Origin of the sequence: Streptomyces sp. NBC_01012, from assembly GCF_045162755.1 — a bacterium.
Classification (GTDB): Bacteria; Actinomycetota; Actinomycetes; order Streptomycetales; family Streptomycetaceae; genus Streptomyces.
In genome coordinates, this window is sequence record NZ_CP108688.1 from 5,970,646 (window position 1) to 5,995,879 (window position 25,234).

Annotated in this window: 27 protein-coding genes; 22 read left to right on the top strand and 5 right to left on the bottom strand. The window is 73.4% G+C overall.

Going from position 1 to position 25,234, the window contains the following annotated elements:
* The first annotated feature begins 61 nt into the window (after positions 1 to 61).
* Both OG623_RS26845 and OG623_RS26850 read left to right on the top strand, forming a co-directional pair.
* A complete protein-coding gene (locus OG623_RS26845; RefSeq protein ID WP_406149908.1) occupies positions 62 to 901 on the top strand; it encodes an ABC transporter permease in 840 nt (279 codons plus the stop codon).
* Between the two features lie 63 nt (positions 902 to 964).
* A complete protein-coding gene (locus OG623_RS26850; protein ID WP_406149910.1) occupies positions 965 to 1,687 on the top strand; it encodes an ABC transporter permease in 723 nt (240 codons plus the stop codon).
* Positions 1,688 to 2,051: 364 nt separating this feature from the next.
* Here the strand turns inward: OG623_RS26850 and ybaK are convergent, their stop codons facing one another.
* The 4 genes from ybaK to OG623_RS26870 all read right to left on the bottom strand — a co-directional run bounded on the left by ybaK (position 2,052) and on the right by OG623_RS26870 (position 6,223).
* A complete protein-coding gene (gene ybaK, locus OG623_RS26855; RefSeq protein ID WP_406149911.1) occupies positions 2,052 to 2,558 on the bottom strand; it encodes a Cys-tRNA(Pro) deacylase in 507 nt (168 codons plus the stop codon).
* 15 nt (positions 2,559 to 2,573) lie between these two features.
* Positions 2,574 to 3,350 (bottom strand): LON peptidase substrate-binding domain-containing protein, encoded by a 777-nt coding sequence (locus tag OG623_RS26860; protein ID WP_406149913.1) that lies wholly within the window; start codon positions 3,348 to 3,350, stop codon positions 2,574 to 2,576.
* 11 nt (positions 3,351 to 3,361) lie between these two features.
* On the bottom strand, positions 3,362 to 4,399 hold the full coding sequence (locus tag OG623_RS26865; RefSeq protein ID WP_406149914.1) for a hypothetical protein: 1,038 nt from the start codon (positions 4,397 to 4,399) through the stop codon (positions 3,362 to 3,364).
* Between the two features lie 222 nt (positions 4,400 to 4,621).
* Positions 4,622 to 6,223, bottom strand: a complete 1,602-nt coding sequence (locus OG623_RS26870; protein ID WP_406149915.1) for an oxidoreductase — start codon at positions 6,221 to 6,223, stop codon at positions 4,622 to 4,624.
* Positions 6,224 to 6,383: 160 nt separating this feature from the next.
* Between OG623_RS26870 and hisD the strand changes: the two genes are divergently transcribed.
* From hisD to OG623_RS26925, 11 genes are all read left to right on the top strand, one after another.
* Positions 6,384 to 7,706: a histidinol dehydrogenase gene (gene hisD, locus OG623_RS26875; RefSeq protein ID WP_406149916.1), complete on the top strand. Its 1,323-nt coding sequence runs from the start codon at positions 6,384 to 6,386 to the stop codon at positions 7,704 to 7,706.
* A complete protein-coding gene (locus tag OG623_RS26880) occupies positions 7,703 to 8,821 on the top strand; it encodes a histidinol-phosphate transaminase (RefSeq protein ID WP_406149917.1) in 1,119 nt (372 codons plus the stop codon). Before hisD ends, OG623_RS26880 begins: the two co-directional genes overlap by 4 nt.
* Positions 8,818 to 9,411 carry an imidazoleglycerol-phosphate dehydratase HisB gene (hisB, locus tag OG623_RS26885; RefSeq protein ID WP_099176212.1) on the top strand — a complete coding sequence of 198 codons (594 nt, stop codon included), beginning with the start codon at positions 8,818 to 8,820 and terminating at the stop codon, positions 9,409 to 9,411. The genes OG623_RS26880 and hisB overlap by 4 nt, the downstream gene beginning before the upstream one ends.
* Positions 9,408 to 9,575 carry a hypothetical protein gene (locus OG623_RS26890; protein ID WP_406149918.1) on the top strand — a complete coding sequence of 56 codons (168 nt, stop codon included), beginning with the start codon at positions 9,408 to 9,410 and terminating at the stop codon, positions 9,573 to 9,575. Before hisB ends, OG623_RS26890 begins: the two co-directional genes overlap by 4 nt.
* A 9-nt stretch (positions 9,576 to 9,584) precedes the next feature.
* Positions 9,585 to 10,226: an imidazole glycerol phosphate synthase subunit HisH gene (gene hisH, locus OG623_RS26895; protein WP_406149919.1), complete on the top strand. Its 642-nt coding sequence runs from the start codon at positions 9,585 to 9,587 to the stop codon at positions 10,224 to 10,226.
* The gene (gene priA / locus OG623_RS26900) at positions 10,226 to 10,951 is read left to right on the top strand and encodes a bifunctional 1-(5-phosphoribosyl)-5-((5-phosphoribosylamino)methylideneamino)imidazole-4-carboxamide isomerase/phosphoribosylanthranilate isomerase PriA (RefSeq protein WP_406149920.1); all 726 of its coding nucleotides are present in this window, start codon (positions 10,226 to 10,228) and stop codon (positions 10,949 to 10,951) included. Before hisH ends, priA begins: the two co-directional genes overlap by 1 nt.
* Complete coding sequence (locus tag OG623_RS26905; protein ID WP_406149921.1) at positions 10,948 to 11,346, top strand: RidA family protein; 399 nt, start codon at positions 10,948 to 10,950, stop codon at positions 11,344 to 11,346. Before priA ends, OG623_RS26905 begins: the two co-directional genes overlap by 4 nt.
* A complete protein-coding gene (hisF, locus tag OG623_RS26910; RefSeq protein WP_406149922.1) occupies positions 11,343 to 12,098 on the top strand; it encodes an imidazole glycerol phosphate synthase subunit HisF in 756 nt (251 codons plus the stop codon). The genes OG623_RS26905 and hisF overlap by 4 nt, the downstream gene beginning before the upstream one ends.
* Before the next feature lie 252 nt (positions 12,099 to 12,350).
* Positions 12,351 to 15,116, top strand: a complete 2,766-nt coding sequence (locus tag OG623_RS26915) for a LuxR C-terminal-related transcriptional regulator (RefSeq protein ID WP_406149923.1) — start codon at positions 12,351 to 12,353, stop codon at positions 15,114 to 15,116.
* Between the two features lie 156 nt (positions 15,117 to 15,272).
* Positions 15,273 to 16,622, top strand: a complete 1,350-nt coding sequence (locus tag OG623_RS26920; protein ID WP_406149924.1) for a PucR family transcriptional regulator — start codon at positions 15,273 to 15,275, stop codon at positions 16,620 to 16,622.
* Between the two features lie 94 nt (positions 16,623 to 16,716).
* The gene (locus OG623_RS26925) at positions 16,717 to 17,616 is read left to right on the top strand and encodes an alpha/beta fold hydrolase (protein WP_406149926.1); all 900 of its coding nucleotides are present in this window, start codon (positions 16,717 to 16,719) and stop codon (positions 17,614 to 17,616) included.
* 37 nt (positions 17,617 to 17,653) lie between these two features.
* Here the strand turns inward: OG623_RS26925 and OG623_RS26930 are convergent, their stop codons facing one another.
* Positions 17,654 to 18,286 (bottom strand): TIGR03085 family metal-binding protein, encoded by a 633-nt coding sequence (locus tag OG623_RS26930; protein WP_406149927.1) that lies wholly within the window; start codon positions 18,284 to 18,286, stop codon positions 17,654 to 17,656.
* 85 nt (positions 18,287 to 18,371) lie between these two features.
* Here OG623_RS26930 and hisI point away from each other — a divergent pair, with 85 nt between their 5' ends.
* From hisI to trpA, 9 genes are all read left to right on the top strand, one after another.
* A complete protein-coding gene (gene hisI / locus OG623_RS26935; RefSeq protein WP_406149929.1) occupies positions 18,372 to 18,752 on the top strand; it encodes a phosphoribosyl-AMP cyclohydrolase in 381 nt (126 codons plus the stop codon).
* A gap of 11 nt (positions 18,753 to 18,763) precedes the next feature.
* Complete coding sequence (locus OG623_RS26940; protein ID WP_406149931.1) at positions 18,764 to 20,257, top strand: anthranilate synthase component I; 1,494 nt, start codon at positions 18,764 to 18,766, stop codon at positions 20,255 to 20,257.
* A gap of 14 nt (positions 20,258 to 20,271) precedes the next feature.
* Entirely contained in the window at positions 20,272 to 20,931 is a 660-nt protein-coding gene (locus OG623_RS26945) for a TIGR02234 family membrane protein (protein WP_406149932.1), read from the top strand.
* A 94-nt stretch (positions 20,932 to 21,025) separates the two neighbouring features.
* Entirely contained in the window at positions 21,026 to 21,277 is a 252-nt protein-coding gene (locus OG623_RS26950; RefSeq protein ID WP_406149934.1) for an HGxxPAAW family protein, read from the top strand.
* 103 nt (positions 21,278 to 21,380) lie between these two features.
* Positions 21,381 to 21,845, top strand: coding sequence for a DUF2752 domain-containing protein (locus OG623_RS26955; protein ID WP_406149936.1), 465 nt, complete (start codon positions 21,381 to 21,383; stop codon positions 21,843 to 21,845).
* 114 nt (positions 21,846 to 21,959) lie between these two features.
* Positions 21,960 to 22,769, top strand: coding sequence for an indole-3-glycerol phosphate synthase TrpC (trpC, locus tag OG623_RS26960; protein WP_406149937.1), 810 nt, complete (start codon positions 21,960 to 21,962; stop codon positions 22,767 to 22,769).
* Between the two features lie 10 nt (positions 22,770 to 22,779).
* Positions 22,780 to 22,998, top strand: a complete 219-nt coding sequence (gene trpM / locus OG623_RS26965; RefSeq protein ID WP_406149939.1) for a tryptophan biosynthesis modulator TrpM — start codon at positions 22,780 to 22,782, stop codon at positions 22,996 to 22,998.
* 136 nt (positions 22,999 to 23,134) lie between these two features.
* Positions 23,135 to 24,415, top strand: a complete 1,281-nt coding sequence (trpB, locus tag OG623_RS26970; protein ID WP_406149940.1) for a tryptophan synthase subunit beta — start codon at positions 23,135 to 23,137, stop codon at positions 24,413 to 24,415.
* On the top strand, positions 24,412 to 25,224 hold the full coding sequence (gene trpA, locus OG623_RS26975; protein WP_406149941.1) for a tryptophan synthase subunit alpha: 813 nt from the start codon (positions 24,412 to 24,414) through the stop codon (positions 25,222 to 25,224). Before trpB ends, trpA begins: the two co-directional genes overlap by 4 nt.
* Positions 25,225 to 25,234 lie beyond the last annotated feature (10 nt).

Consider the following 25,234-nt stretch of genomic DNA (forward strand, 5'->3'; position numbering starts at 1 on the left):
TCGACGTGCTGCCGCATGTACGTGTACGCGACTCGAAGGGGAGCACGGCCAGGTGACGAGCATGGTTCCGACGGAGCCCGCGAAGGTGGCCGGTCCGAGGGTACGGATCTCCGCCGTGCGGACCGGCCCGCCCTCCCGTACCGCCCCCGCGGCGCTCGCACCGCGGGCCAGGCTGCTCCCTTCACTGGCCGCCGTGTACCGGGCGCAGCTGTCGCGGGCCCGGGTCGCGCGGATTCCGCTGCTGTTCGTCGCGACCTTCCAGTCCATCGGGATCATGGTGCTGATGCGGGGCGTCGTCGACGGCGGTGCGGAGGCACGGGCCGTCGTCGCCGGGTCCGCCGTGCTGGTGGTGGCCTTCGTCGCGCTCAATCTGCTCGCCCAGTACTTCGGCCAGCTCAGGGCCGGCGGCGGGCTCGACCACTACGCGACGCTGCCTGTGCCGCCGGCCGCTGTGGTGCTGGGGGCGGCGGGGGCGTACGCCTCGTTCACCGTGCCGGGCACGATCGTCACGGCGGTGGCGGGCAGCGCGCTGTTCGGCCTTCCGATGACGCATCTGTGGGTGCTCGTCGCCGTCATCCCGCTCTCCGGGGCCGCGCTCTCCGGGCTCGGCGCGGCGCTCGGGCTGCTGGCGCCGCGGCAGGAGGTGGCGACGCTGCTGGGGCAGCTGGGCATGTCGGCGGCGCTGCTGCTGGGTGTGCTGCCGGCCGAGCGGCTGCCGGGGCCGGTCGGGTGGGCCCGCGATCTGCTTCCCTCGACGTACGGCGTCGAGGCGCTGTCCCGGTCCTTCGACGCCCATCCCGACTGGGCGGTCGTCGCTCTCGACCTCGCGGTGTGCGCGGCGGTCGGTGTGCTCTCGCTGGCCGTGGCCACGTGGGCGTACCGGCGTGCGGCGGTTCGGTGAGGCGGGGGCCGGTGAGGCGGGTCCGGTGAGGCGGCACGGGCGGCGGGCTGGCACGATGGCAGCGTGACCGCACCGTTGACGCCGCCGCCGCATGAGCCCGAGTCCCAGTCAGAGTCCCGGGCCGGGGACCCGTCCGGGTCCCAGCCGTACGATCCGTGGCAGGTCCCGGCCTCCGGGTCCCATCTACTGCCCGGTGAGCGGCTGGGGCCGCAGGAGCGGCGGGCCGAGCTGCGGCAGGCGGGGGTGGTCGCCGGGGTGCTGACGGTGGCGGGTGTGCTGCTCGGGCTGCTCTGGCTGTGGCTCGCGCCGCGGGTACCGCTCGTGTCCGACGACACCGCCGTGCTCCTCAAGAACAGTGAGGGCGAGGAGGCCATAGGGGCCGACGGCACGTTCGTGCTGCTGGCACTGGCCTTCGGTCTGGTCTCGGCGGTCGCCGTGTTCCTCTTCCGCCGGCGTGGGGGTATCCCGCTGGTGGTGGGTCTCGCCCTGGGCGGGCTGGTGGGGTCGCTGATCGCGTGGGGGGTCGGCACGTGGTTCGGACCTACGTCCGATGTGGTGGCCCATGCCAAGGAGGTCGGCAAGGGAGTCACCTTCGACGCGCCGCTGGAGCTGCATGCGGTGGGGGCGGCGATGCTGGCCTGGCCCGTCGCGGCGATGATCGTCCATCTGGGGCTCACGGCGTTGTTCGGGCCGCGGGATCCTGAGCCGTCGGGGTGGGGCGGTGGGGGGTCGTACGGGCCGTCGTCGTCTGCGGGTGAGGCGGGGGAGTGGCCCGAGCGGTCGTAGTGGCCGCGGGGGGTGGCCGTGGCCGCGGGGGTGGCCGTGGCCGCCTGCGGCGGGCTGTTCCGCTACCCGGCCCCTTCCCGAAACCGGGGCTCTGCCCCGGACCCCGGTCCTCAAGCGCCGGACGGGCTGGAGGGGTGGGGCTTGGTGCCCCGGACCCCGGTCCTCAGGCGCCGGACGGGCTGGAGGGGTGGGGCTTGGTGCCCCGGACCCCGGTCCTCAGGCGCCGGACGGGCTGGAGGGGTGGGGCTTGGTGCCCCGGGCCCCGGTCCTCAGGCGCCGGACGGGCTGGAGGGGTGGGGCTTGGTGCCCCGGGCCCCGGTCCTCAAGCGCCGGACGGGCCGGAGGGGTGCGTCGGACGGGATGGTCAGGGGCGGGCGATGGTGGATACCGTTGCCTGGGTCAGGGTGGTCAGGTCTCTGGGGGTGAGTTCCACCTCCAGGCCGCGGCGGCCCGCCGAGACGCAGATCGTGGGGTGGGTGTCGGCCGACGCGTCCAGTACCGTGCGCAGGCGTTTGCGCTGGCCCAGGGGGGAGATGCCGCCCCTCACGTAGCCCGTGGTGCGTTCCGCCGCCGAGGGGTCCGCCATCGCGGCACGTTTGCCGCCCACCGCCGATGCCAGGGCCTTCAGGTCCAGGGATCCCGCCACCGGGACCACGGCGACGACCAGTTCGCCGTCCACGTCAGCGACCAGTGTCTTGAACACCCGGTCGGCCGGGACCCCGAGCGCTTCGGCCGCTTCCTCGCCGTACGAGGGGGAGGCCGGATCGTGGTCGTAGGAGTGGACCGTGAACGCGGTGCCGGCCGCTGACAGAGCGACCGTGGCCGGGGTGGAGCCGGACTGCTGTTGCTGTTTTCTGGACTTCTTCGCCACCGGCCGGTCCTCGGGTCAGTTGGGGTGCGTGGGGTCGCGGGTCAGGTCGGTCGCCGGCAGTGACGGCAGATGACGGATGACGGCCGTCTCCTTGCGCAGGAGCGACAGCTCCTCGCGGAGCCGGGTCGCGGTGTCCGGGGCCTGGAGCAGCCGCTGCTTCGACGGGATGTCGAGCACGGCGGCCGCGGCCACCAGGTACGACACGACGGACGGGTCGTCGGGCAGGTCGGCGCCGGTCGTCAGGGAACGCTCGCTCGCGCCCGCCAGCCGCTTCTGGTAGCTGCGGAACGCGCGCAGGACGCCCTCCGCGAGGGCGCCCGCCTCGTCCGTGGGGGCGTCCTCGCCCTCGGTGGCGCCCGGGTCCTCGGGCAGTTCCTCGACCTCGGCCGTCAGGAACGGGCCGCTCGCGTCGACGGAGAGCAGCCTGACCCGTGCGGTGCCGGTAGCCAGGACCTCGTAGCTGCCGTCGGCGCGCTCACGGACCTTCGCCGCGTCCGCGACGCAGCCGACCCGGTGGAAGGTCTGGAGGGGGTCGGGGCCGAAGCCGTCGCCCGGGGCACGCTCGGTGGGAGGCGCGGCGGCGACCGTGTCCGGCATTCCGGTGGCCGTCGGCGCGGTCTCGCGGCCGTCGCGGATCGCGACCACCACGAAGCGGCGCGGTTCCTCCTCGTCGGTCTCGAGCAGCTCGCGCATCATGGCGCGATAACGCTCCTCGAAGACGTTGAGGGGCAGCACGAGGCCGGGGAACAGCACCGCGTTCAGCGGGAAGAGAGGCAGTCGAGCGGTGGTCACAGGGGCCAAGCCTAATGGCCACGGGCCGCGACGTGTTCCGGCCGCCCGCACCGGCGCGTGGAAGAAGTCACCCGGAGCTGGACATCCGCCCGTGTGTCGAGGAATCCGCCGAGTGCCTCCCCGGCCACGCAGGCCCACGGGAAGGAGGTGGCGTACGGCCCGATCAGCCGGAACTGTTCCAGGGCCTCCGCCGCGCGGCCCCGTGCGGCCAGGACGTAGGCGAGGAGGTTGCGGGCCTCCGCCGGCAGGGGGTCGCCGACCGGGAATCCGGCCGAGAAGCTGATCGCGAGGTCGGCTGCGGCATCGATCCGGTCCTCCCGCACGGCGGCCGCCCGGGCGGCCGCCTCCTCGTCCCGCAGCAGGGCGAAGGCCGCCCGTGCGGGCAGTGCCTGCACCAGGGAGTCGCCCGCGGCGTCCTCGGCGGCACGCTCGGCGAAGTCGAAGCACTCCCGGTGCGAGCCGTACCAGCGGGCCGAGAGGTAGCGGAGCGCGGCGACATGGCTGCCGTAGTGGTGCGGGGAGCGGCGCACGGCCTGTTCCCACAGCGACTCGAAGGCCGTGTGCGGGGCGTGCGTGCCCCGGGCGTGGTCGAGCGCGAGCCGCCAGGGCACCGGGTCCTGGGGATCGGCCTCGGCCGCCGCCGCGATCAGCGGGCCCACCCCGCGCAGCTCCTCGGCGTGGGCCGGGGACTCCCACGCGCGCCGCACCGCGAGCGCGGCCTTGACGAGCAGGGCGTCCGGGTCGCCCGGGGCGGCGGACAGCCAGTGGGTGAGCCAGTCGTCGCGACCGCGCGCGAAGGCGACCAGCCGCGCGAGGGTGCGGTCGCGGATCTCCCAGTCGGCGGCGTCCCTGGTGGTGGCGAGGAGCTTGGCCGCGGGTTCGAAGTCCCCCAGGGCCGCCGCCACCAGGGCGGGCGAGAGCCGCTCGTCGGGCGCGTCGAGCAGCACCGCGTCGTCCGCGGGCAGCCCGGCCGGCGACGGCCCGGAGCCGTGCCGGAACATGCGCGCGGGGCTCAGCAGTGCGCGGAGGAGAGACATGGTGCAGACCATTGAAAAGCCCTGGTGGGGGCGGCGCCAGAGGGCCTCTGTGAAGCTTCTGTGGGGAGTGGAAGGGTTGCATCGAGTGCGGTCAAGAAAGGGCAAAGGAAGTGCTCGTGGCTGGCTTGATTCCGACCTTCCGGCCGATGGCGACCGGTTGTCCTTCCGGGCCTCGTCCGGCCTTTCGATCCCTGTGATCGCAGGGATCCGGCCGGACGGACCGCCGTCCTTCCCTCAGCCACGCCGCAGCAGCCGGGACGCGCCCGCCGCCACCGTCGTGGCCAGTATCCACCCCAGCAGCACGAGCGCGGCCGCCGTCCACTGCCAGCCGCCCTCCAGCAGCCAGTAACCGTCCTGGCCGAGATTGATCACCGGCACCAGCAGATCCAGCGCGTACAGCGCGGGATTCCATTGCGGGTGCTCACCTCCCTTGATCGATTCGGGGCGGTACTGCGAGAACGCCACCGCCCCCGCCGCCCACAGCACCGTCATCCAGACCAGGGCGCGCCCCGGCCGGTAGCCGTACGCCACCGTCCAGTCCTGCAGATAGCCCCAGATCCGCCCGGCCGGCGGCAGCGTCTCGCGTCGGCGCCGCTGTTTGGCCAGCAACACCTCGCGGGCGTCCGCGTCCTCCCCGCAGCTGCGGAGCACCGCCGCGAGACGCTCGTACGGCTCGGGTACGTACTCCGGGGTCGCGGCCAGGACCCACTCCAGGCGCCTGGAGAGCGGGAAATGGCCGTAGGGGACGAGGTTCTCGTACACGAAGCCGCCCATCGCGAGGCCGCCGGGCCCCGGCCAGCTGGTCGACACATCGATCAGCGTGACCACCTTCGCGCCGTTCAGCACGACCCGGCCCTCCCTCGGGCGCTCCGCGTTGAAGCGCAGCTCCGGCGTGACGATCCGGCGCAGCGACAGCTCCTCGCGGTCGGCGAGCACGAAGCGTGCCTTGTGCAGGTCCACCGCGTCCCCGAACCGCCCGTCGTCGAGCCGCACCGCGCCCCGGCACTCGAAGACCTGCGCGCGTGTCCCGCGCGCGGGCCCGCCGCCGCGCGCGATGCCGAACGGGGGAGTGGTGCCCTGGTTCCCCGTGTCGATGCTGACCCAGGCCTCCGTCATGTACAGCGTGCGCTCCACGCTCAGCTGCGGGGCGTTCAGCGCCCGCCGCCCGTCCGTGGCGCGCAGCCGGCTGCCGCGCAGGCTCAGTGAACCGCCGACCTTCGCCCCGCGCAGGCTCAGCTCGCCGCGGGTCTCGATCATCTCGGCCTGGAGGTCCTGCGCCACCGACATCCCGTCGCCGACGAAGGCGCGCCCGCGCCGGTCGGGGCCGATGGCGATCTGGTTGATCAGCAGGTCCGTGCCGATCCTGGCATCGGTCAGCCGGATGCCGCGCTCGATCCGGCAGCGCGGCAGATGCAGATCGCCCTCCGTGTGCAGCCGGGCCGCGTCCAGCCTCGGCACCGCGCAGCCCACCAGCCGCAGCGTGGTGAAGTGGCACTCGGGCAGGACGACCTCCTGCTCGAAGCGGCAGCCCGTGAGCTCGACGTACGGAGACACCCGGCCGCCCGCCAGGTCCAGCTTCCCGGTGATCCGCACCCCCCTCATCTTCAGCGCGGCCACCCGCCCCGGCCGCGCGGGCGGCCCGTCCAGCAGCAGGCGCGCCACCGTACGCGCGCCGACACTGCGCTCGGGTCCCCAGGTGTGCGCGGCGAACGGGTCGTCGCGCACCGGATCGTGCGACCGCAGATCGTAGGTCGTGCCGTTGCGGAAGGACTGCCACATACCCAGCTCCGCGGCGCTGAGCCCGTCCGGGATCGCGCCGTCCTGCGGTTCGGTCACTGCCTCACCTCCGCTCGCGCGGTTTGTCCCGCGCTTCGTACAGTCGTTCTTCCCTCTCTGTGACGACGTGAACGCTAATGGTCAGCAGTGACAGTCGGGACATGTATCAGCCAGTGATACGGGCGACCGGACGGCTGAACCGGTCTGAGAGAATTGCGGTGTGATCTCTCGAATCGATCTGCGCGGCACCGCCCTCCCCGAGGGCGGCGACCTGCGCGACCTGCTGCCCCGTGCCGAGTTCGACGTGGAAGCCGCCCTGGAGACGGTGCGGCCCATCTGCGAGGACGTACGCCATCGAGGCTCGACGGCAGTGATCGAGTGGGGAGAGAAGTTCGACGGCGTACGCCTCGACGCGATCCGGGTGCCCGCCGAGGCCCTCACCGCCGCGCTCGACGGCCTCGACCCCGCCGTGCGCGCGGCGCTGGAGGAGTCCGTCCGCCGCGCCCGCCTCGTCCACCGTGAGCAGCGCCGCACCACGCACACCACCCAGGTCGTCCCCGGCGGCACGGTCACCGAGAAGTGGGTGCCCGTCGAGCGCGTCGGCCTGTACGTCCCCGGCGGACGCTCGGTCTACCCCTCGTCCGTCGTGATGAACGTCGTCCCCGCGCAGGAGGCCGGCGTCGAGGGTGTCGCCGTCGCGTCCCCGCCCCAGAGGGAGTTCGGCGGCCTGCCGCACCCCACGATCCTCGCCGCCTGCGCCCTGCTCGGTGTCGACGAGGTGTACGCCGTCGGCGGCGCCCAGGCCGTCGCGATGTTCGCCTACGGCACCGAGGACTGCCCGCCGGTCGACCTCGTCACCGGGCCGGGCAACATCTACGTCGCCGCCGCCAAGCGCCTCCTCAAGGGGCGTATCGGCATCGACGCCGAGGCCGGCCCCACCGAGATCGCGATCCTCGCCGACGCGAGCGCCGACCCGGTGCACGTCGCGGCCGACCTGATCAGCCAGGCCGAGCACGACCCGATGGCCGCCGCCGTGCTCGTCACCGACTCCGAGGAGCTCGCCGCCGCCACCGAGGCCGAGCTGAAGCCCCAGGTCGCGGCGACCAAGCACGTCACCGACCGGATCGAGCCCGCGCTGGCGGGCCGGCAGTCCGCGATCGTCCTGGTCTCCTCGATCGAGGACGGCCTCAAGGTCGTCGACGCCTACGCCGCCGAGCACCTGGAGATCCAGACGGAGGACGCCGCGGCCGTCGCCGACCGGGTCCGCAACGCCGGAGCGGTCTTCGTCGGCCCCTGGTCGCCCGTCTCCCTCGGCGACTACTGCGCCGGCTCCAACCACGTCCTGCCCACCGGTGGCTGCGCCTGCCACTCCTCGGGCCTGTCCGTGCAGTCCTTCCTGCGCGGCATCCACATCGTCGACTACAGCCGCGACGCCCTCGCGGAGGTCACCCACCACGTGGTGACCCTCGCCGAGGCGGAGGACCTCCCCGCCCACGGCGCCGCGCTCAAGGCCAGGTTCGGCTGGAAGGTTCCGCAAGCGTGACGAACGACAGCAACGCCTGGGACGCGCTCCCGATCCGTGACGAACTGCGCGGCCAGTCCCCGTACGGGGCGCCCCAGCTCGACGTACCGGTCCGGCTCAACACCAACGAGAACCCGTACCCGCTGCCCGACGCGCTCGTCGACCGCATCGCCGAGCGGGTCCGCGAGGCCGCCCGCGACCTCAACCGCTACCCCGACCGGGACGCCGTCGAGCTCCGCACCGAGCTCGCCCGCTACCTCACCCGCACCGCGGGACACGGAGTGGCCGTCGCCAACGTCTGGGCGGCCAACGGCTCCAACGAGGTCCTCCAGCAGCTGCTGCAGACCTTCGGCGGCCCCGGGCGCACCGCCATCGGCTTCGAGCCCTCGTACTCCATGCACGCCCTCATCGCGCGCGGCACCGGCACCGGCTGGATCTCCGGACCGCGCAACGAGGACTTCACCATCGACGTGGAGGCCGCGAAGAAGGCCATCACCGAGCGCCGGCCCGAGGTCGTCTTCATCACCTCGCCCAACAACCCGACCGGCACCGCGGTGGACGCGGACACCGTCGTCGCCCTGTACGACGCGGCCCAGGCCGCCGGGCCCTCGATGGTCGTCGTCGACGAGGCGTACGGCGAGTTCAGCCACCACCCCTCGCTGCTCCCGCTGATCGAGGGCCGCCCGCACCTGGTGCTCTCGCGCACCATGTCCAAGGCGTTCGGCGCCGCGGGCCTGCGCCTCGGCTACCTCGCGGCCGACCCGGCCGTCGTCGACGCGGTCCAGCTGGTGCGGCTGCCCTACCACCTGTCCTCCATCACCCAGGCCACCGCGCTCGCCGCCCTGGAGCACACCGATACCCTGCTCGGGTACGTCGCGCAGCTCAAGAGCGAGCGCGACCGGCTGGTCGACGGACTGCGGGCGCTCGGCTTCGCCGTCACCGACTCGGACGCCAACTTCGTCCAGTTCGGCCGCTTCGCCGACAGCCACGTGGCCTGGCGGGAGATCCTCGACCGTGGCGTCCTGGTCAGGGACAACGGCGTACCGGGATGGCTGCGGGTCTCCGCGGGAACCCCGGCAGAGAACGACGCGTTCCTCGATGCGGTGCGCGAACTGAAGAAGGAGCACGACGCATGAGCCGCGTAGGCAGGGTGGAACGGACCACCAAGGAGACCTCCGTACTCGTCGAGATCAACCTCGACGGCACCGGCAAGGTCGATGTCGCGACCGGTGTCGGCTTCTACGACCACATGCTCGACCAGCTGGGCCGCCACGGGCTCTTCGACCTCACGGTCAAGACCGAGGGCGACCTGCACATCGACTCGCACCACACGATCGAGGACACCGCCCTCGCGCTCGGCGCCGCCTTCAGGCAGGCGCTCGGCGACAAGGTCGGCATCTACCGCTTCGGCAACTGCACCGTCCCGCTGGACGAGTCGCTCGCCCAGGTCACCGTAGACCTCTCCGGCCGCCCCTATCTGGTGCACACCGAGCCGGAGAAGATGGCGCCGATGATCGGCGAGTACGACACGACGATGACCCGGCACATCCTGGAGTCCTTCGTCGCCCAGGCGCAGATCGCCCTGCACGTCCACGTCCCGTACGGCCGCAACGCCCACCACATCGTGGAGTGCCAGTTCAAGGCGCTGGCCCGCGCCCTGCGTTACGCCAGTGAGCACGACCCGCGCGCTGCCGGAATCCTTCCGTCCACGAAGGGCGCCCTGTGACCGGCCTCAACACCATTCTGATTGTCGTCGGCCTCTTCCTGGCCGGCGGCGTCTACTCCTTCTGGAAGCAGGGCATGCCCAAGGGTGTCGTCGTGCTCCTCGGGATCGGCTCCGTGATGTGCCTGGTGGCGGGCATCATGCGGATCCAGGGACTCTGGGACTGAGGTAGGACAGTGAGCGACAAGAAGAAGATCGTCGTCTTCGACTACGGCTTCGGCAACGTCCGTTCCGCCGAGCGGGCCCTCGCCCATGTCGGCGGGGACGTCGAGATCACCCGCGACTTCGACACCGCGATGAACGCCGACGGGCTGCTCGTCCCCGGCGTCGGTGCCTTCTCCGCCTGCATGGCGGGCCTGAAGAAGGCACGCGGCGAATGGATCATCGGCCGCAGGCTGGCCGGCGGCCGTCCCGTCATGGGCATCTGCGTCGGCATGCAGGTCCTCTTCGAGCGCGGCATCGAGCACGGTGTCGAGACGGAGGGCCTGGACGAGTGGCCCGGCACCGTCGGACCGCTGAAGGCCGACGTCGTGCCGCACATGGGCTGGAACACCGTCGAATCCCCCGAGGGATCCCAGCTCTTCGCCGGTCTGGACCGTGAGGCGCGCTACTACTTCGTGCACTCCTACGCGGCGCACGACTGGTCCCTCGAAGTGACCAACGCCAAGATCCGTTCTCCCGAGGTCACGTGGGCCACCCACGGAGAGCGGTTCGTGGCCGCCGTCGAGAACGGCGCGCTGTGGGCCACCCAGTTCCACCCCGAGAAGTCCGGCGATGCCGGCGCCCAGCTGCTGACCAACTGGATCGAGACGCTGTAATGCCGAAGCTTGAACTGCTCCCCGCCGTAGACGTCCGCGACGGACAGGCCGTCCGCCTCGTGCACGGCGAATCCGGCTCCGAGACCTCCTACGGCTCCCCGCTGGAGGCGGCCCTCGCCTGGCAGAGCTCCGGCGCCGAGTGGCTGCACCTCGTCGACCTGGACGCCGCCTTCGGCACCGGCGACAACCGTGCGCTGATCGCCGAGGTGGCCGGCGCCATGGACATCAAGGTCGAGCTCTCCGGCGGCATCCGCGACGACGCCTCGCTGACCGCCGCCCTCGCCACCGGCTGCCGCCGCGTCAACCTCGGCACCGCCGCCCTGGAGACCCCCGAGTGGGTCGCCAAGGTCATCGCCGAGCACGGCGACAAGATCGCGGTCGGCCTCGACGTCCGGGGCACGACCCTGCGCGGCCGGGGCTGGACCCGCGACGGCGGTGACCTCTACGAGACGCTCGCCCGCCTCGACTCCGAGGGCTGCGCCCGCTACGTGGTGACCGACATCGCCAAGGACGGCACGCTCCAGGGCCCCAACCTGGCCCTCCTGCGCGACGTCTGCGCCGCCACGGACAAGCCCGTCGTCGCCTCCGGCGGCGTCTCCTCGCTCGCCGACCTCCGCGCGATCTCCCTGCTCGTCCCGGAAGGCGTCGAGGGAGCCATCGTCGGCAAGGCGCTGTACGCGAAGGCGTTCACGCTGGAGGAGGCACTGAAGGCGGTCTCCGCATGACGGACTCCGTACGCCGTATCTCGTCCGACGCCCCGTGGGAGGAGAAGTTCGGCTACTCCAGGGCTGTGGAGCTGCCGAACGGGCTCGTGCTGGTCTCCGGCTGTACGTCGGTGGTCGACGGCCGGATCGACGCGGGCGGCCCGTACGAGCAGGCCGTCGCCTCCTTCCGGGTCGCCCTCGACGCGCTCGACCGGGCCGGACTCGGCCGCGCCGACGTCGTCCGCACCCGGATGTACGTCACGCACGCCAGGGACGTCGAGGAGGTGGGCCGCGCCCACAAGGAGCTGTTCGACGACGTGCGCCCCGCAGCTTCCATGATCATCGTCTCCGGATTCGTCGACCCCTCGCTGGTCGTCGAGGTCGAGGTCGAGGCCTTCCGGGCAGGTGAGCGATGACGCTCGCCGTACGGGTCATCCCGTGTCTGGACGTCGACAACGGCCGTGTCGTCAAGGGCGTCAACTTCAAGAATCTGCGCGACGCCGGCGACCCCGTCGAGATGGCCAAGCTGTACGACGCCGAGGGCGCCGACGAGCTGACCTTCCTCGACATCACCGCGTCCAGCGGTGACCGCGCGACCACGTACGACGTGGTGCGCCGCACCGCCGAGCAGGTCTTCATCCCGCTCACCGTCGGCGGCGGGGTCCGCACCCCCGACGACGTCGACAAGCTGCTGCGCGCCGGGGCCGACAAGGTCGGGGTCAACACCGCCGCCATCGCCCGCCCCGACCTCATCCGGGAGATCGCCGAACGCTTCGGGCGCCAGGTGCTCGTGCTGTCCGTCGACGCCCGCCGCACCCCCGACGGCACCTTCGAGGTGACGACCCACGGGGGTCGCAGGGGCACCGGCATCGACGCCGTCGAGTGGGCGCACCGCGCGGCCGAGCTCGGCGCGGGCGAGATCCTGCTCAACTCGATGGACGCCGACGGCACCAAGGACGGCTACGACACCGAGATGATCGAGGCGGTGCGCGCCCAGGTCACCGTCCCCGTCATCGCATCGGGCGGCGCCGGCCGGCTCGCGGACTTCCCGCCGGCCGTGGACGCGGGCGCCGACGCGGTCCTCGCCGCGTCCGTCTTCCACTTCGGTGACCTGCGGATCTCCGAGGTCAAGGGTGCGCTGCGCGAGGCAGGACACCCCGTTCGCTGACCCGGCCGAAGGCCGCACGACGATCGCCGGGTACCGGGGCGACCGTCCGCGACACCTCCCGACCGACCCGGGAGCCGGGGCCGGACCGTGCGTACCGCGGTCCGGCCCTTCCCCGTGAACGGGCCGGGAAGCTGTGCGCCCGCACAGCCCGGCCGCCGTTCCGTTGGGAGCCCGCACCGCTCCGGGGCGACCGGGAGCCGGGGGCGGACGCGAGGCTTCCGACGCTGTTTACGCGGCAGTAACGTCAGCGGCGTGACCCCATCGACGACCGTGCACAGTCCGCTCCGGCTGTACGGCCGCAGCGGCGAACTGGCCATCCTGGACACGCTGTCGGACCGGCTGTGGGCAGGGGACGGCGGAGCGCTCGTGGTGACGTCGTCGCCCGGACTCGGCCGCACCGCCCTGCTCGGGCAGGCCGCGGCCCGCTACACCGGACGGTACGGCGGCCCGGTGCTCCACGCGGCGGCGGCCCCCGACGAACAACGCCTGCCCTACAGCGGGCTGCACGCCCTGCTCTGCTCCGCCCCGGGCCCGCTGCCCCTGGCGCCCGACCCGGTCCTGGGCGCCGGGATCACCCCGGGCAGGCTGCTCGGCCTCCTGCGGGGTCTCGGGGCCGAACAGCCCCTGCTGGTCTGCGTGGACGACGCGCACGCCTGGGACCCCGACTCCCGCGCCGCACTGGGCTTCGCCGCCCGCAGGCTCGGCGCGGGCAGCCGGGTCGCGGTCGTGCTCGGCGCGGCCGACGAGAGCGCCTTCGCCGGGCTGCCCGCGCTGCGCCTCGGCCCGCTCGACGAGGACGCGGCCACCGCACTGCTGGACCGGCTGACCGGAGGCGCGGCCGCTCTCGACCCCGTCGTACGCAGCGAACTCCTGCGTGAGGGGGCGGGCAACCCGCGTCTCCTCGCCGGGCTGACGGGCCGCCTGACCGCGGGTCAGCTGGCCGGGCGGACCGCACTGCCCTATCCGCTCCCAGGCGCCGAAGCCGTCCTCGACGCGCACGCCGAGCACCTGGACGGACTGCCCCCCGACACCCGCACCCTGCTCCTGCTGGCCGCGGCGGCCGAGGAGCACGAGCCGGACGGAGCGGGTGCCGACACGGCCCTGCTGCTACGGGCCGGCGCCAGGGCCGGGCTGGCCACCGCGCACCTCGACCGGATGCTCCTCGCGCCCGCGGGCACCACCGGTCCACTCCAACGGGCGGGCAGCCGCGTGCACTTCAGCCATCCGCTGCTGCGCCGCGCGGTCCTGCACCGGGCGCGCCCCGGCCACCGCAGGGCCGCGCACCATCTGCTGGCCGCCCTGCTCACCGGGCCGGGCCCCGCCCCGCTGCCGGCACTCGTCCAGCGGGCCTGCGCCGCGCCCGGCCCCGACGCCGTCCTCGCCCGGCAGCTGGAGACGGCCGCCGTCGCCCCACGTCCGCACGGCGAACGCTCGGCGGCGCTGGCCCGCGCCGCCGTGCTCTGTGCCGACGAGGCCCTGCGCGCCGCACGGTTCACCGCCGCCGCCGAGCAGGCCAGGCTGGCCGGCGACACCGGCCGGGCCCGCGCCATGCTGGCCCGGGTGGGACCCCACATCGCCGGAGGCGCCGCACCCTACGTATGGGGCATGCTCGCCCTGCGCGACGGACCGGCCGCCGACGCCCGCGAGGCACTCCTGACCGCGGCGGAGCTGCTGGCCCCGCACGACCCACGCCGCACCCTGGACGCCCTGTTCGGCGCGGCGGAGGCGGCGTGGGCCATGGGCGACGCCATCGCGTATCTGGACGCGATGAACCGCGTCCCCGTCGCGGCGGCCGACCGGTCCATGGCGCGGTACCGCGCCGGAATGTGCGCCGTGCTCGCGGGGCACCCCGACCGTGGCCACGCCCTCCTGCGGTGCTGCCTCGACGCGGCGGACCGTGCCGATGACGCCGGGGAGCTCTTGCGGGCGGCGGCATCGGCCCTGGTGCTCGGCGAGGTGGACGCCGCCTGCCGCGCGGGGGCCCGCGCGCTCGCCGCCGTACGCACCCGGGGGCCCGAGGCGCTGCTGCCGCACGCCCTGGAACAGCTCGCCTACGCCGAACTGCGCGCCGGGCAGCATGCCAGGGCCCGGGCCCACGCACTGGAAGGGCTGCACGCGGCCCGCAGGGCCGGGCAACGGAACTCCGCCGCCCATCTGCACGCCGTACTCGCGCTCGCCGCCTCGGTGGAGGGACCGGCCGAGGCCTGCGCCGCCCATGCCGACGCGGCGCTGGCAGGGGCGGGTCCGCACGGTCTGGCCCAGGCGGCCACGCTCGCCACCTGGGCGGTCGCCCGCGCGGATCTGGCGGCGGGCCGGCCCGCGGAGGCGGCGGCCCGGCTCGGTCCGCTGGTCAGACCCGGTCCGGGGACGGGGCACTTCGCCACCCGGATGCTCGCCGTGCCCTGCTACGTCGAGGCGATGGCGCTCTCGGGCCGCACGGAGCAGAGGGCGGGCGAACTCGCCGCGGCCGTGCAGGAGTTCGCGCTGTGGACCGCTCGGACCGCCGACCCCCAGGTCCCCGCTCAACTGGCCCGCTGCCGCGCCCTGCTGGCACCGCCCGACGAGGCCTCCCGCCGATACGAGGAGGCGCTGGCCCACCACGACCGCGCAGGCGGCGACTTCGAGCGCGCCCGTACCCAGCTGCTCCACGGTCAGCTGCTGCGCCGACTGCGCCGCACCCGCGAGGCCCGCGGGCCGCTGCGCGACGCGCTGGTCGCCTTCGAACGCTGCTCGGCCCGCGTCTGGTGCGAACGGGCGGGCGGGGAGCTGCGCGCCGCCGGGGAAGCGGTGGACGCGCCGGACCGGAGCGGCCCGGGACCGCTGGCCGGACTGACCCCGCAGCAGCAGCGCATCGCCCGCTGTGTCGCGGAGGGCGCCACCAACCGTGAGGTGGCGGTGCGCCTTTCGGTGAGCCCGCGGACCGTCGACCACCATCTGCGCAACGTCTTCGCCGCGCTCGGCGTCAGGTCCAGGACCGAGCTCGCGAGGCTGCTGGACCGCGGGGTTGCGGGACCGTGATGAGAAAGAACCGCGCAGACCACTAGGTACCGACCGGGCGGTATGCCATTCTGCGGTCGTCAGGATCGATCGGTGCGCGCCCGCCCGCCCAGTGCCGGGCGGGCGCGCACCGGGGCCGGCCCCACCGCAGCCGGCCGATTCCCGGTGGAGGCCGCCATGCCGCAGGTCGTACGTTCACGGGTCGGGGCCCTGTACGGCCCCCCTTCCGCAGCACCGCTGCCGCACCGCGTCCGCTCCCTGGCCGACCGGGAGGCCGTCGCCGTGCTCCACCGGGCGGCCCGGGTGCTGCTGGACGCGCTGCCGGAGCTCACCGACCGGCTGGTGGAGGCGCTGCGGGAGCAGGAGCCCGCCTACCGCGCCGCGTTGGAGACCGAGTCCGCCCAGATCTGGCAGGAGGTCCACCACTCGCTGCGGCACAACGTCGCCTCCCTCATCAGGCCTCGCGAATTCCGGGAGGCCGCGCACCGCACCTCCCGGTGGATCGGTGAGACCCGGGCCGAGCAGGGCGTACCGCTCGACGCGGTCACGCACGCCTTCCGGATGGGCGGGGCGATGGTCTGGCAGGGGCTGGTCGACGACACGGCCCGCCGCCACCCCGAGGACACCCGGCTGCTGGTCCATGTGGCCGCGGACGTCTGGAACTTCGTCGACGAGCACTGCGGCGTGGTGGCCGACGCGTACCGGCAGGCCGAACGGCGGCTCTCCTGGCGCCGCGAGAACCGGCAGCGCCTGATGACGGCGGCCCTGCTGGACGGCACCGCCCGGATCGCGGACCTGCCCGACGCCGCAGCGATGCTGGGCCTCTCCGTGCAGGGGCGGTACGCGGTGCTCGTGGTCGCCGGAGCGCCCCGCACTCCGCACGGCACCGGGCGTCCGCCGCCGGTCCTCGCCGATGCGACCCCCGCCCTCTGGCACGCGGTGGGGGAGCTGGAGCTGGCGATCCTGCCGCTGGGGGCAGCCCGGGCCGCGGTCGAGCCCGAGGCGCGGTGCGACGAGGGCGCCGGGGCCCGTCCCGCCGCTGCCGGAGCGGCGTCGGGCGGTGAACTCGCCGCGCTCGCCGAAGGCTTGACGGTGCCTCCGGGCGCCCGGGTGGGCATCGGGTCCGTGGTCGACGGGCTCGCCAGGGTCGGTGACGCGCGGCGCCTCGCCGAGACGGCGCTGCGCGCCTGCCCGGCGTCCGGCGGCACCGTCCTGCTCGACGAGCACCTGCCCGCCGCACTCGTGGTGTCGTCGCCCGGCCTCGGAACGGCGCTGGCCGACCGGGTCCTCGGGCCGCTGGACCGGCTCGACCCCGCGGACCGGGACGTGCTCATCGAGACGCTGACCGCCTGGCTGGACTCCGACGGCTCGGCCCAGCGTGCGGGGGCGCGGCTCTACTGCCACCGCAACACGGTGCTGAACAGGCTGCGACGGTTCGAGCAGCTGACGGGACGCTGCCTGAACCGGCCGTCGGACGCCGTCGAGGTCTCCCTGGCGCTGGCGGCGCGAAGGCTGCTGACGGACTGAAGGACGCCCCGCGAAAAGGCCTGCCGCAGCGGAAATTAGGGTACCCTAACTCGCTCCTGGTGAGGCGAGGCGAGACGAGGGAGGCGGGCCGCCCATGGCACCGACCGCCGGTACGGCCCAGCACGTGCAGGGAAACACGGAGTGGGTGACCACACGCGACGGACGCAGGCTGCACACCATGGTGCTTCCCGGACCCGGCACCGAGGGTGAGGCCCCGACCGTCGTCTTCGAGGCGGGCGCCGCGGCCACCCGCTCGTCCTGGGCGCTGGTCCAGCCCGCCGTGGGCGACCTGGCGCGTGCCGTCGTCTACGACCGCTCAGGACTCGGCCGCAGCCCCGCCGACCCCGGTTCCAGGACGCTGCACCACATGGCCGACGACCTGGAGGACCTGCTCGACCACTTCGGGCCGGGACCGTACATCCTGGTCGGACACAGCGCGGGCGGGCCGCTCGTGCGCCTCGCCGCCTCCAGGCGCCCGGAGCGGATCAGCGGCCTGGTGCTGGTCGACCCCACCGACGAGGGCGCGGACGTGCTGTTCAGCCCCACGTTCAGGCGGGCGGAGCGCGTCGTCATCGCCGTCAATCTGCTGCTGGCCCGCATCGGACTGCTCGGCCGGCTGTACGGCTCGGTCGCCAGGCCGCTGCCCGATGACGCACGCAGGGACATGGAGCGCGACGGGTTCACCGTGGGAGTGGTGCGGGCCCACCGCGACCAGGCCCGCACCTACCTCGACGAGTTGGCCGCCTTCCGCGACACCCCGCCCGACCTGACGGGCGTCCCCGTCACGGTCATCTCCGGCGGGCTGCCGGGCAACGGCATGAACAAGGCGGTACGCCGCGCGGCCAACGAGGCGCACGCCCGCTCGGCCGCCGCGTCCTCGCCCGGCAAGCACGTGGTCGCCGCACGGTCGGGCCACTACGTGCCCCTCACCGAACCCGACGTGGTCATCGAGGAGATCGGCCTGCTGGTGACGGGGGCGAGCACGCCCCGCTGACCGCGTCCGAGCGGGCCCCGTGATCCGGGGCCCGCTGTCACAGACCGAGCTCGGCCGTGTGCAGCCTGGCCAGCGCGTCCTGGTCGCCCTCCAGCTCCACCCGCGCCGCGTCCTGGCGGCCCGCCGCGAACAGCAGCAGCTCACCCGGCTCCCCGGTGACCGTCACCACCGGGGTGCCCTTGTGGGCCACCGCCGTCTGGCCGTCCGGGCGGCGCAGCACCAGACCCACCGGGGCCCGGCGGCCCAGCATCCGGGCGGTCTTCTCGGTGCGCGCCCACAGCACATCGGCGAAGACCGGATCGAGGTCACGCTGCGACCACTCGGGCTGGGCCCGGCGCACATCCTCCGTGTGGATGAAGAACTCGACGGTGTTGGCCGCCTCGTCCAGCTGCTTCAGCCCGAAGGGCGACATCCGCGGCGGGCCCGTACGGATGAGCTGGATCAGCTCCTCGTACGGCTTGGCGGCGAACTCGGCCTGGACCCGCTCCAGCCGGTTCTTGAGGGCACCCACCAGAATCCCGCCCGCGGCGTCCGCACGGCGCTCCCGCACCACGACATGGGCCGCCAGGTCACGGGTCTTCCAGCCGTCGCACAGGGTCTGGGCCTCGGGACCCGCCGCTTCCAACAGGTCGGCGAGCAGAAGACGTTCACGCTTCGCATGGGTCGACATGTCCGCCAGCGTACGACCGCCGCCCACGGTCCGCCCAGTGGACGCACGGCCGGACGGTCCCGGCCGGCGCGGCACAATGGGGCGCATGACCAGCACGCCCGGCGCCACACCCGCCAGTAATCTCGACCCGGCCGTCGCCGCCCGCCTCAAGCGCGGCCCCGACGGACTGTTCCCGGCCATCGCCCAGCAGTACGACACGGGCGAGGTGCTCATGCTCGGCTGGATGGACGACGAGGCGCTGCACCGCACCCTCACCACGGGCCGCTGCACCTACTGGTCCCGCAGCCGGGGCGAGTACTGGGTCAAGGGGGACACCTCGGGCCACATCCAGCAGGTCAGGTCGGTCGCGCTGGACTGCGACGCCGACACCGTCCTGGTGAAGGTCGACCAGACGGGTGCCGCCTGCCACACCGGCGACCGCACCTGCTTCGACAAGGACGTCCTCCCGCTCACCGCGCCCCGATAAGGTCAGCCGCCATGGATCTCGACACGTTCCGCAAGCTCGCCGTCGACCGTCGTGTCATCCCCGTCAGCCGCCGGCTCCTCGCGGACGGTGACACCCCGGTCGGGCTCTACCGCAAGCTGGCCGCCGAACGCACCGGCACCTTCCTCCTCGAATCCGCGGAGAACGGCCGCACCTGGTCCCGCTACTCCTTCATCGGGGTACGCAGCGCCGCCACCCTGACCTCACTCGACGGTCAGGCCCACTGGACCGGCACCCCACCCGTCGGCGTCCCCGTCGACGGCGACCCGCTGCACGCGCTCCGGGCGACCGTCGAGACCCTGCACACCCCCCGTGACCTGGTCGGCGGCGAGGGCCTGCCGCCGTTCACCGGTGGCATGGTCGGCTATCTCGGCTACGACGTCGTACGCCGGCTGGAGCGGATCACCGAGCACGGCGACGACGATCTGAAGCTCCCCGAGCTCACCATGCTGCTCACCTCGGACCTCGCCGTACTCGACCACCAGGACGGCTCCGTCCTGCTGATCGCCAACGCGATCAACCACAACGACCTGGACACCGGGGTCGACGAGGCGTACGAGGACGCGGTCGCCCGTCTGGACGCCATGGAGCGCGACCTGTCCAGGCCCGTCGAGAACGCCCCAGCGGCCCTGCCCCCCTCCGAGCTCCCGCCCTACACCGCGCTCTGGGGCGGCAGCGCCTTCATGGACGCCGTCGAGGACGTCAAGGAACGCATCAGGGCGGGCGAGGCCTTCCAGGTCGTCCCCTCCCAGCGCTTCGAGACGCCCTGCACGGCGAGCGCGCTGGACGTCTACCGGGTGCTGCGCGCCACCAATCCGTCGCCGTACATGTACCTCTTCCGCTTCGACGGCTTCGACGTCGTCGGCTCCAGCCCCGAGGCGCTCGTCAAGGTCGAGGACGGCCGGGCGATGGTCCACCCCATCGCCGGCACCCGGCACCGCGGCGCCACCCCGCAGGAGGACCAGGCGCTCGCCGACGAGCTGCTCGCCGACCCGAAGGAACGCGCCGAGCACCTGATGCTCGTCGACCTCGGCCGCAACGACCTGGGACGCGTCTGCGCGCCCGGCAGCGTCGAGGTCGTCGACTTCATGTCGGTCGAGCGCTACTCACATGTGATGCACATCGTGTCCACCGTCACCGGACGCGTCGCCGAGGGCCGCACCGCCTTCGACGTCCTCACCTCGTGCTTCCCGGCGGGCACCCTCTCCGGCGCGCCCAAACCCCGTGCCCTGCAGATCATCGAGGAGCTCGAACCCAGCCGCCGTGGGCTCTACGGGGGCTGCGTCGGCTACCTCGACTTCGCCGGGGACTCCGACACCGCCATCGCCATCAGGACCGCCCTGCTCCGTGACGGCACCGCGTACGTCCAGGCCGGCGCGGGCGTCGTCGCGGACTCCGACCCGGTCGCCGAGGACACCGAGTGCCGGAACAAGGCCGCCGCGGTCCTGCGGGCCGTGCATACGGCGAACCGGCTCCCGTCCTCCTGAGCCGGTAGTGGATAGTGGGGTATGTGAGTGCTGTCCCCGTACCCCAGCCCCGTGCCCGAGCCGCAGCCGCGCCCGACAGCGCAGGCAGCCGCCGAAGCCTGGCCGCAGGCCTGCTCCTCGGGGCGGCCGGCGCCACCGTCGTCCTTCTCGCCTCCGGCCAGACCTGGGCCGAGGGTGACGCGGCCGTCGGCGGCGGCACCCTTCCGCTCAGCGCCGACGGCCAGGACGTCACGGGCCTGCCCGCTGCCCTGGCCGTCGTGGGCCTGGCCGCCCTCGTCGCCGTCTTCGCCGTACGCGGCGGCGGCCGGCTGGTCGTCGCCGCGCTGCTCGCGCTCAGCGGCCTCGGCGCCGCGCTGAGCGCCTACGCCGGTGCATCGGACAGCGCGGCCCTGGACGAACAGGCCGCGCAGACCACGGGCAACACCTCGGCCACCGTCGACGCCCTCGCCCACACCGCCTGGCCCTATGTGACCGCCGCCGGCGGACTGCTCATCCTGCTCGCCGGACTGCTCGCCCTGCGCTACGGCAGCCGCTGGCCGGCCATGTCCGGCCGGTACGAACGCGACGGCACCCCCCGCCCCCGCAAGGCCGCCCGCACCGCCCCGGACCCCGACCGGCCCGAGGAACTGTGGAAGGCCCTGGACCGCGGCGAGGACCCGACGCGCGAGGCATGACCCCCAGGCTCACGTCCACCGGCACGTACGGGACAATGGCACCGAGCTTTTCCAGCAGCGATACCTTCGGCGCAACACCAACTAGGAGCAACTCATGGCGGGCAGCAGCCACGGACACACCCCGGCCGCCTGGACCGGTGTCATCATCTCCTTCATCGGCTTCTGCATCGCGGGCCTCTTCATGGTCGCGGCGAACGCGCTCGGCTTCTGGGTCGGTATCGGTGTGACCCTCCTCGGCGGGGCCGTCGGTCTCGCCATGAAGGCGGCCGGCCTCGGCATGCCGAAGGAGTCCGACGAGCTGGCGGCCGCCAGGGACCGGGCCGGCCAGGCCCAGATCACGGCCTGAGCGCAGCTCACGGCCCGGACGGGTCACGGGCCAGGACCGACACGACGCGAGGCGCAGCCCGGACCGGGCTGCGCCTTTCCTCATGAGCGTGGACAATCGGCGCGTGGACGCCTCAGCCTCTCCCGCAGCCCCTGCCCCGGACCCGGCCCGCGCGCCGGCCCCCGCACCCGTCTCCCGGCTCCGCCGGCTCGCCACCCCCGTCGGGGCCATGGCGGCCGTCGTCGGGGCCTTCGGATACGTCGCCACGGTCGACCCCAACGAACCCGGCCACTACCCGGTCTGCCCCATGCTCCGGTTCACCGGACTGCTCTGCCCCGGCTGCGGAGGGCTGCGCAGCGCCCACGCGTTCGCCCACGGGGACCTGGCCACCGCTCTCGGCGCCAACGCCGTGGCCGTCATCGGCTACGCCGTGTTCGCCGCCGTCTGGCTGCTCTGGATGGTCCGGGCGAGCCGGGGCCGCTCCCTGCGGATCGCTCTCGCGCCCGGCTGTCTGTGGGGCATCGGCGCGGTGCTGCTGGTGTTCTCGGTCGTCAGGAATCTGCCCGTCGGCTCGGCGCTGGCACCATGAATGCCCAGGTAGTGGGACGTGGGCCTGCCGGATGCGAGCCATAGGCCCTCCTGCGGATACCATCGAGATGGCTGATCCTGTACCTAGTCATCGCTTCGGAAGGGGGCCGCTCGCGTGAGTGTGCTCGACGAGATCATCGACGGCGTTCGCGCCGACCTCGCGGAGCGGCAGGCGCGTGTCAGCCTCGACGAGCTCAAGGAACGCGCCGCGCGCGCTCCCCAGGCCAAGGACGGAGTCGCCGCCCTGCGCGGCGAGGGTGTGACCGTCATCTGCGAGGTCAAGCGCTCCAGTCCCTCCAAGGGGGCCCTTGCCGCCATCGCCGACCCGGCCGCGCTCGCCGCGGACTACGAGGCCGGCGGGGCGTCCGTCATCTCGGTCCTCACCGAGGAGCGCCGCTTCGGCGGCTCGCTCGCCGACCTGGAGGCCGTCCGCGCCAAGGTCGACATCCCGGTCCTGCGCAAGGACTTCATCGTCACCTCGTACCAGCTGTGGGAGGCGCGGGCGCACGGCGCCGACCTCGCCCTGCTGATCGTCGCAGCCCTCGACCAGGAGGCCCTCGTCTCGCTCATCGAGCGCGCCGAGTCGATCGGTCTGACGCCGCTCGTCGAGGCCCACGACGAGGAGGAGGCGGAGCGCGCCGTGGACGCCGGAGCGAAGATCATCGGTGTCAACGCGCGCAACCTCAAGGACCTCAAGGTCGACCGCTCCACCTTCGAGCGCGTCGCCCCGGAGATCCCCGACCACATCGTCAAGATCGCCGAGTCCGGTGTCCGCGGCCCGCACGACCTCATCGCCTACGCCAACGCGGGTGCCGACGGGGTGCTCGTCGGCGAGTCCCTCGTCACCGGGCGCGACCCCAGGGCCGCCGTCGCCGACCTGGTCGCCGCCGGCGCACACCCGGCGCTCCGGCACGGACGGGGCTGACCCCACGCCCATGACCGCCGACCGCCGTCCCACACCCCTCGTCCGGCCGGGCCTGCGCCCCGCCGCCGCGAGCGCCCGGGACCCGCACGCGCCGCTGGCGCGCGGTTGCAGGCCCCGCGGCTGCCGTGCCCCCGCACGGCGTGTGCACGGCCGGCGTGTGCGGTACGTGATCGGCGACGAGCCAGGTCAGGTCAACGGCATGCGATGGCGCACGGGGTCCGCGCCGTAGCGAGCCCCGGCCGCAGGTCCCCGCCGTACAGCGGGTCCCGCACGCCCCAACGCACCGACCGTCGACCGGTCGGTGTGACGCTCCGCTCATGGCGCATACGGTGACACCACCCGTTGCGATTCGAGGAGCACGTCGCATGTCGTCCGACTTCTTCATCCCGGACCCCGAGGGTCTGATCCCCAGCGCCGAGGGCTATTTCGGCGCGTTCGGTGGCAAGTTCATCCCGGAGGCCCTGGTCGCCGCCGTCGACGAGGTGGCCGTCGAATACGACAAGGCCAAGGCCGACCCGGCCTTCGCCGCCGAGCTCAACGCGCTCATGGTCGACTACACGGGCCGCCCCAGCGCCCTGACCGAGGTCGCCCGCTTCGCCGAGCACGCCGGGGGAGCCCGCGTCTTCCTCAAGCGTGAGGACCTCAACCACACCGGCTCGCACAAGATCAACAACGTGCTCGGCCAGGCCCTGCTCACCAGGCGGATGGGCAAGACCCGCATCATCGCCGAGACCGGAGCCGGCCAGCACGGCGTCGCCACCGCGACCGCCTGCGCCCTCTTCGGCCTCGAATGCACCATCTACATGGGCGAGATCGACACCGAGCGGCAGGCGCTGAACGTGGCGCGGATGCGGATGCTCGGCGCCGAGGTCATCGCCGTGAAGTCCGGATCGAGGACCCTCAAGGACGCCATCAACGAGGCGTTCCGCGACTGGGTCGCCAACGTGGACCGCACCCACTACCTGTTCGGCACCGTCGCGGGCCCGCACCCCTTCCCCGCGATGGTCCGCGACTTCCACCGGGTGATCGGCGTCGAGGCCCGCCGCCAGATCCTGGAGCGGGCCGGCCGGCTGCCGGACGCCGCGGTGGCCTGCGTCGGCGGCGGTTCCAACGCCATCGGCCTCTTCCACGCCTTCATCCCCGACGCGGACGTCAGGCTGATCGGCTGCGAACCCGCAGGACACGGAGTGGAGACCGGCGAGCACGCGGCCACCCTGACCGCGGGCGAGCCCGGAATCCTGCACGGCTCACGCAGTTACGTCCTCCAGGACGAGGAGGGCCAGATCACCGAGCCCTACTCGATCTCGGCGGGCCTCGACTACCCGGGCATCGGCCCGGAGCACGCCTACCTCAAGGACGTCGGCCGTGGCGAGTACCGCGCCGTCACCGACGACGCCGCCATGCAGGCGCTGCGTCTGCTCTCCCGCACCGAGGGGATCATCCCGGCCATCGAGAGCGCACACGCGCTGGCCGGGGCCCTGGAGGTCGGGCGGGAACTCGGCGAGGACGGGCTGATCCTGATCAACCTGTCCGGCCGCGGCGACAAGGACATGGACACGGCGGCGCGTTACTTCGGTCTGTACGACGGCGCCGACGCCGTCGTCGAGGCCGATGTGGCCGACGGAGAGGAAGAGGTCACCAAGTGAGCGGCAACCGAGAGCTTCTCGAAGCGACGCTGGCCAGGGCGGCCTCCGAGGACCGGGCGGCGCTCATCGCCTATCTGCCCGGCGGCTTCCCGACCGTCGACGGCGGCATCGAGGCCGTCAAGGCGGCCGTCGCGGGCGGCGCCGACGTCATCGAGGTCGGTCTCCCGCACAGCGACCCGGTGCTCGACGGGCCGGTCATCCAGACCGCCGACGACATCGCGCTGCGCGGCGGGGTGAAGATCGCCGACATCATGCGCACCGTCCGCGAGACGCACGAGGCGACGGGCGCGCCGATCCTCGTCATGACGTACTGGAACCCGATCGACCGGTACGGCGTGGAACGCTTCACCGCCGAACTCGCCGAGGCCGGCGGCGCCGGGTGCATCCTGCCCGACCTGCCGGTCCAGGAGTCCGGACCGTGGAGGGAGCACGCCGAGAAGCACGGTCTCGCCACCGTCTTCGTCGTCGCCCCGAGCAGCAAGGACGAGCGGCTGGCCACCATCACGGCGGCCGGCTCCGGATTCGTGTACGCCTCCTCGCTCATGGGGGTCACCGGCACCCGCGAATCGGTCGGCGAGCAGGCCCAGGACCTGGTGCGCCGCACCCGGGCCACCACGGACCTGCCGGTCTGCGTGGGCATCGGCGTATCCACCGCCGAGCACGCCCGGCAGGTCGCCGGCTTCGCCGACGGGGTGATCGTCGGCTCGGCCTTCGTCAAGCGGATGCTGGACGCCCCCGACGAGGCCGCCGGTCTCGCCGCCGTCCGCGCGCTCGCGGCGGAACTGGCCGAAGGCGTTCGAAAGCGCTGACAGCGGGAGT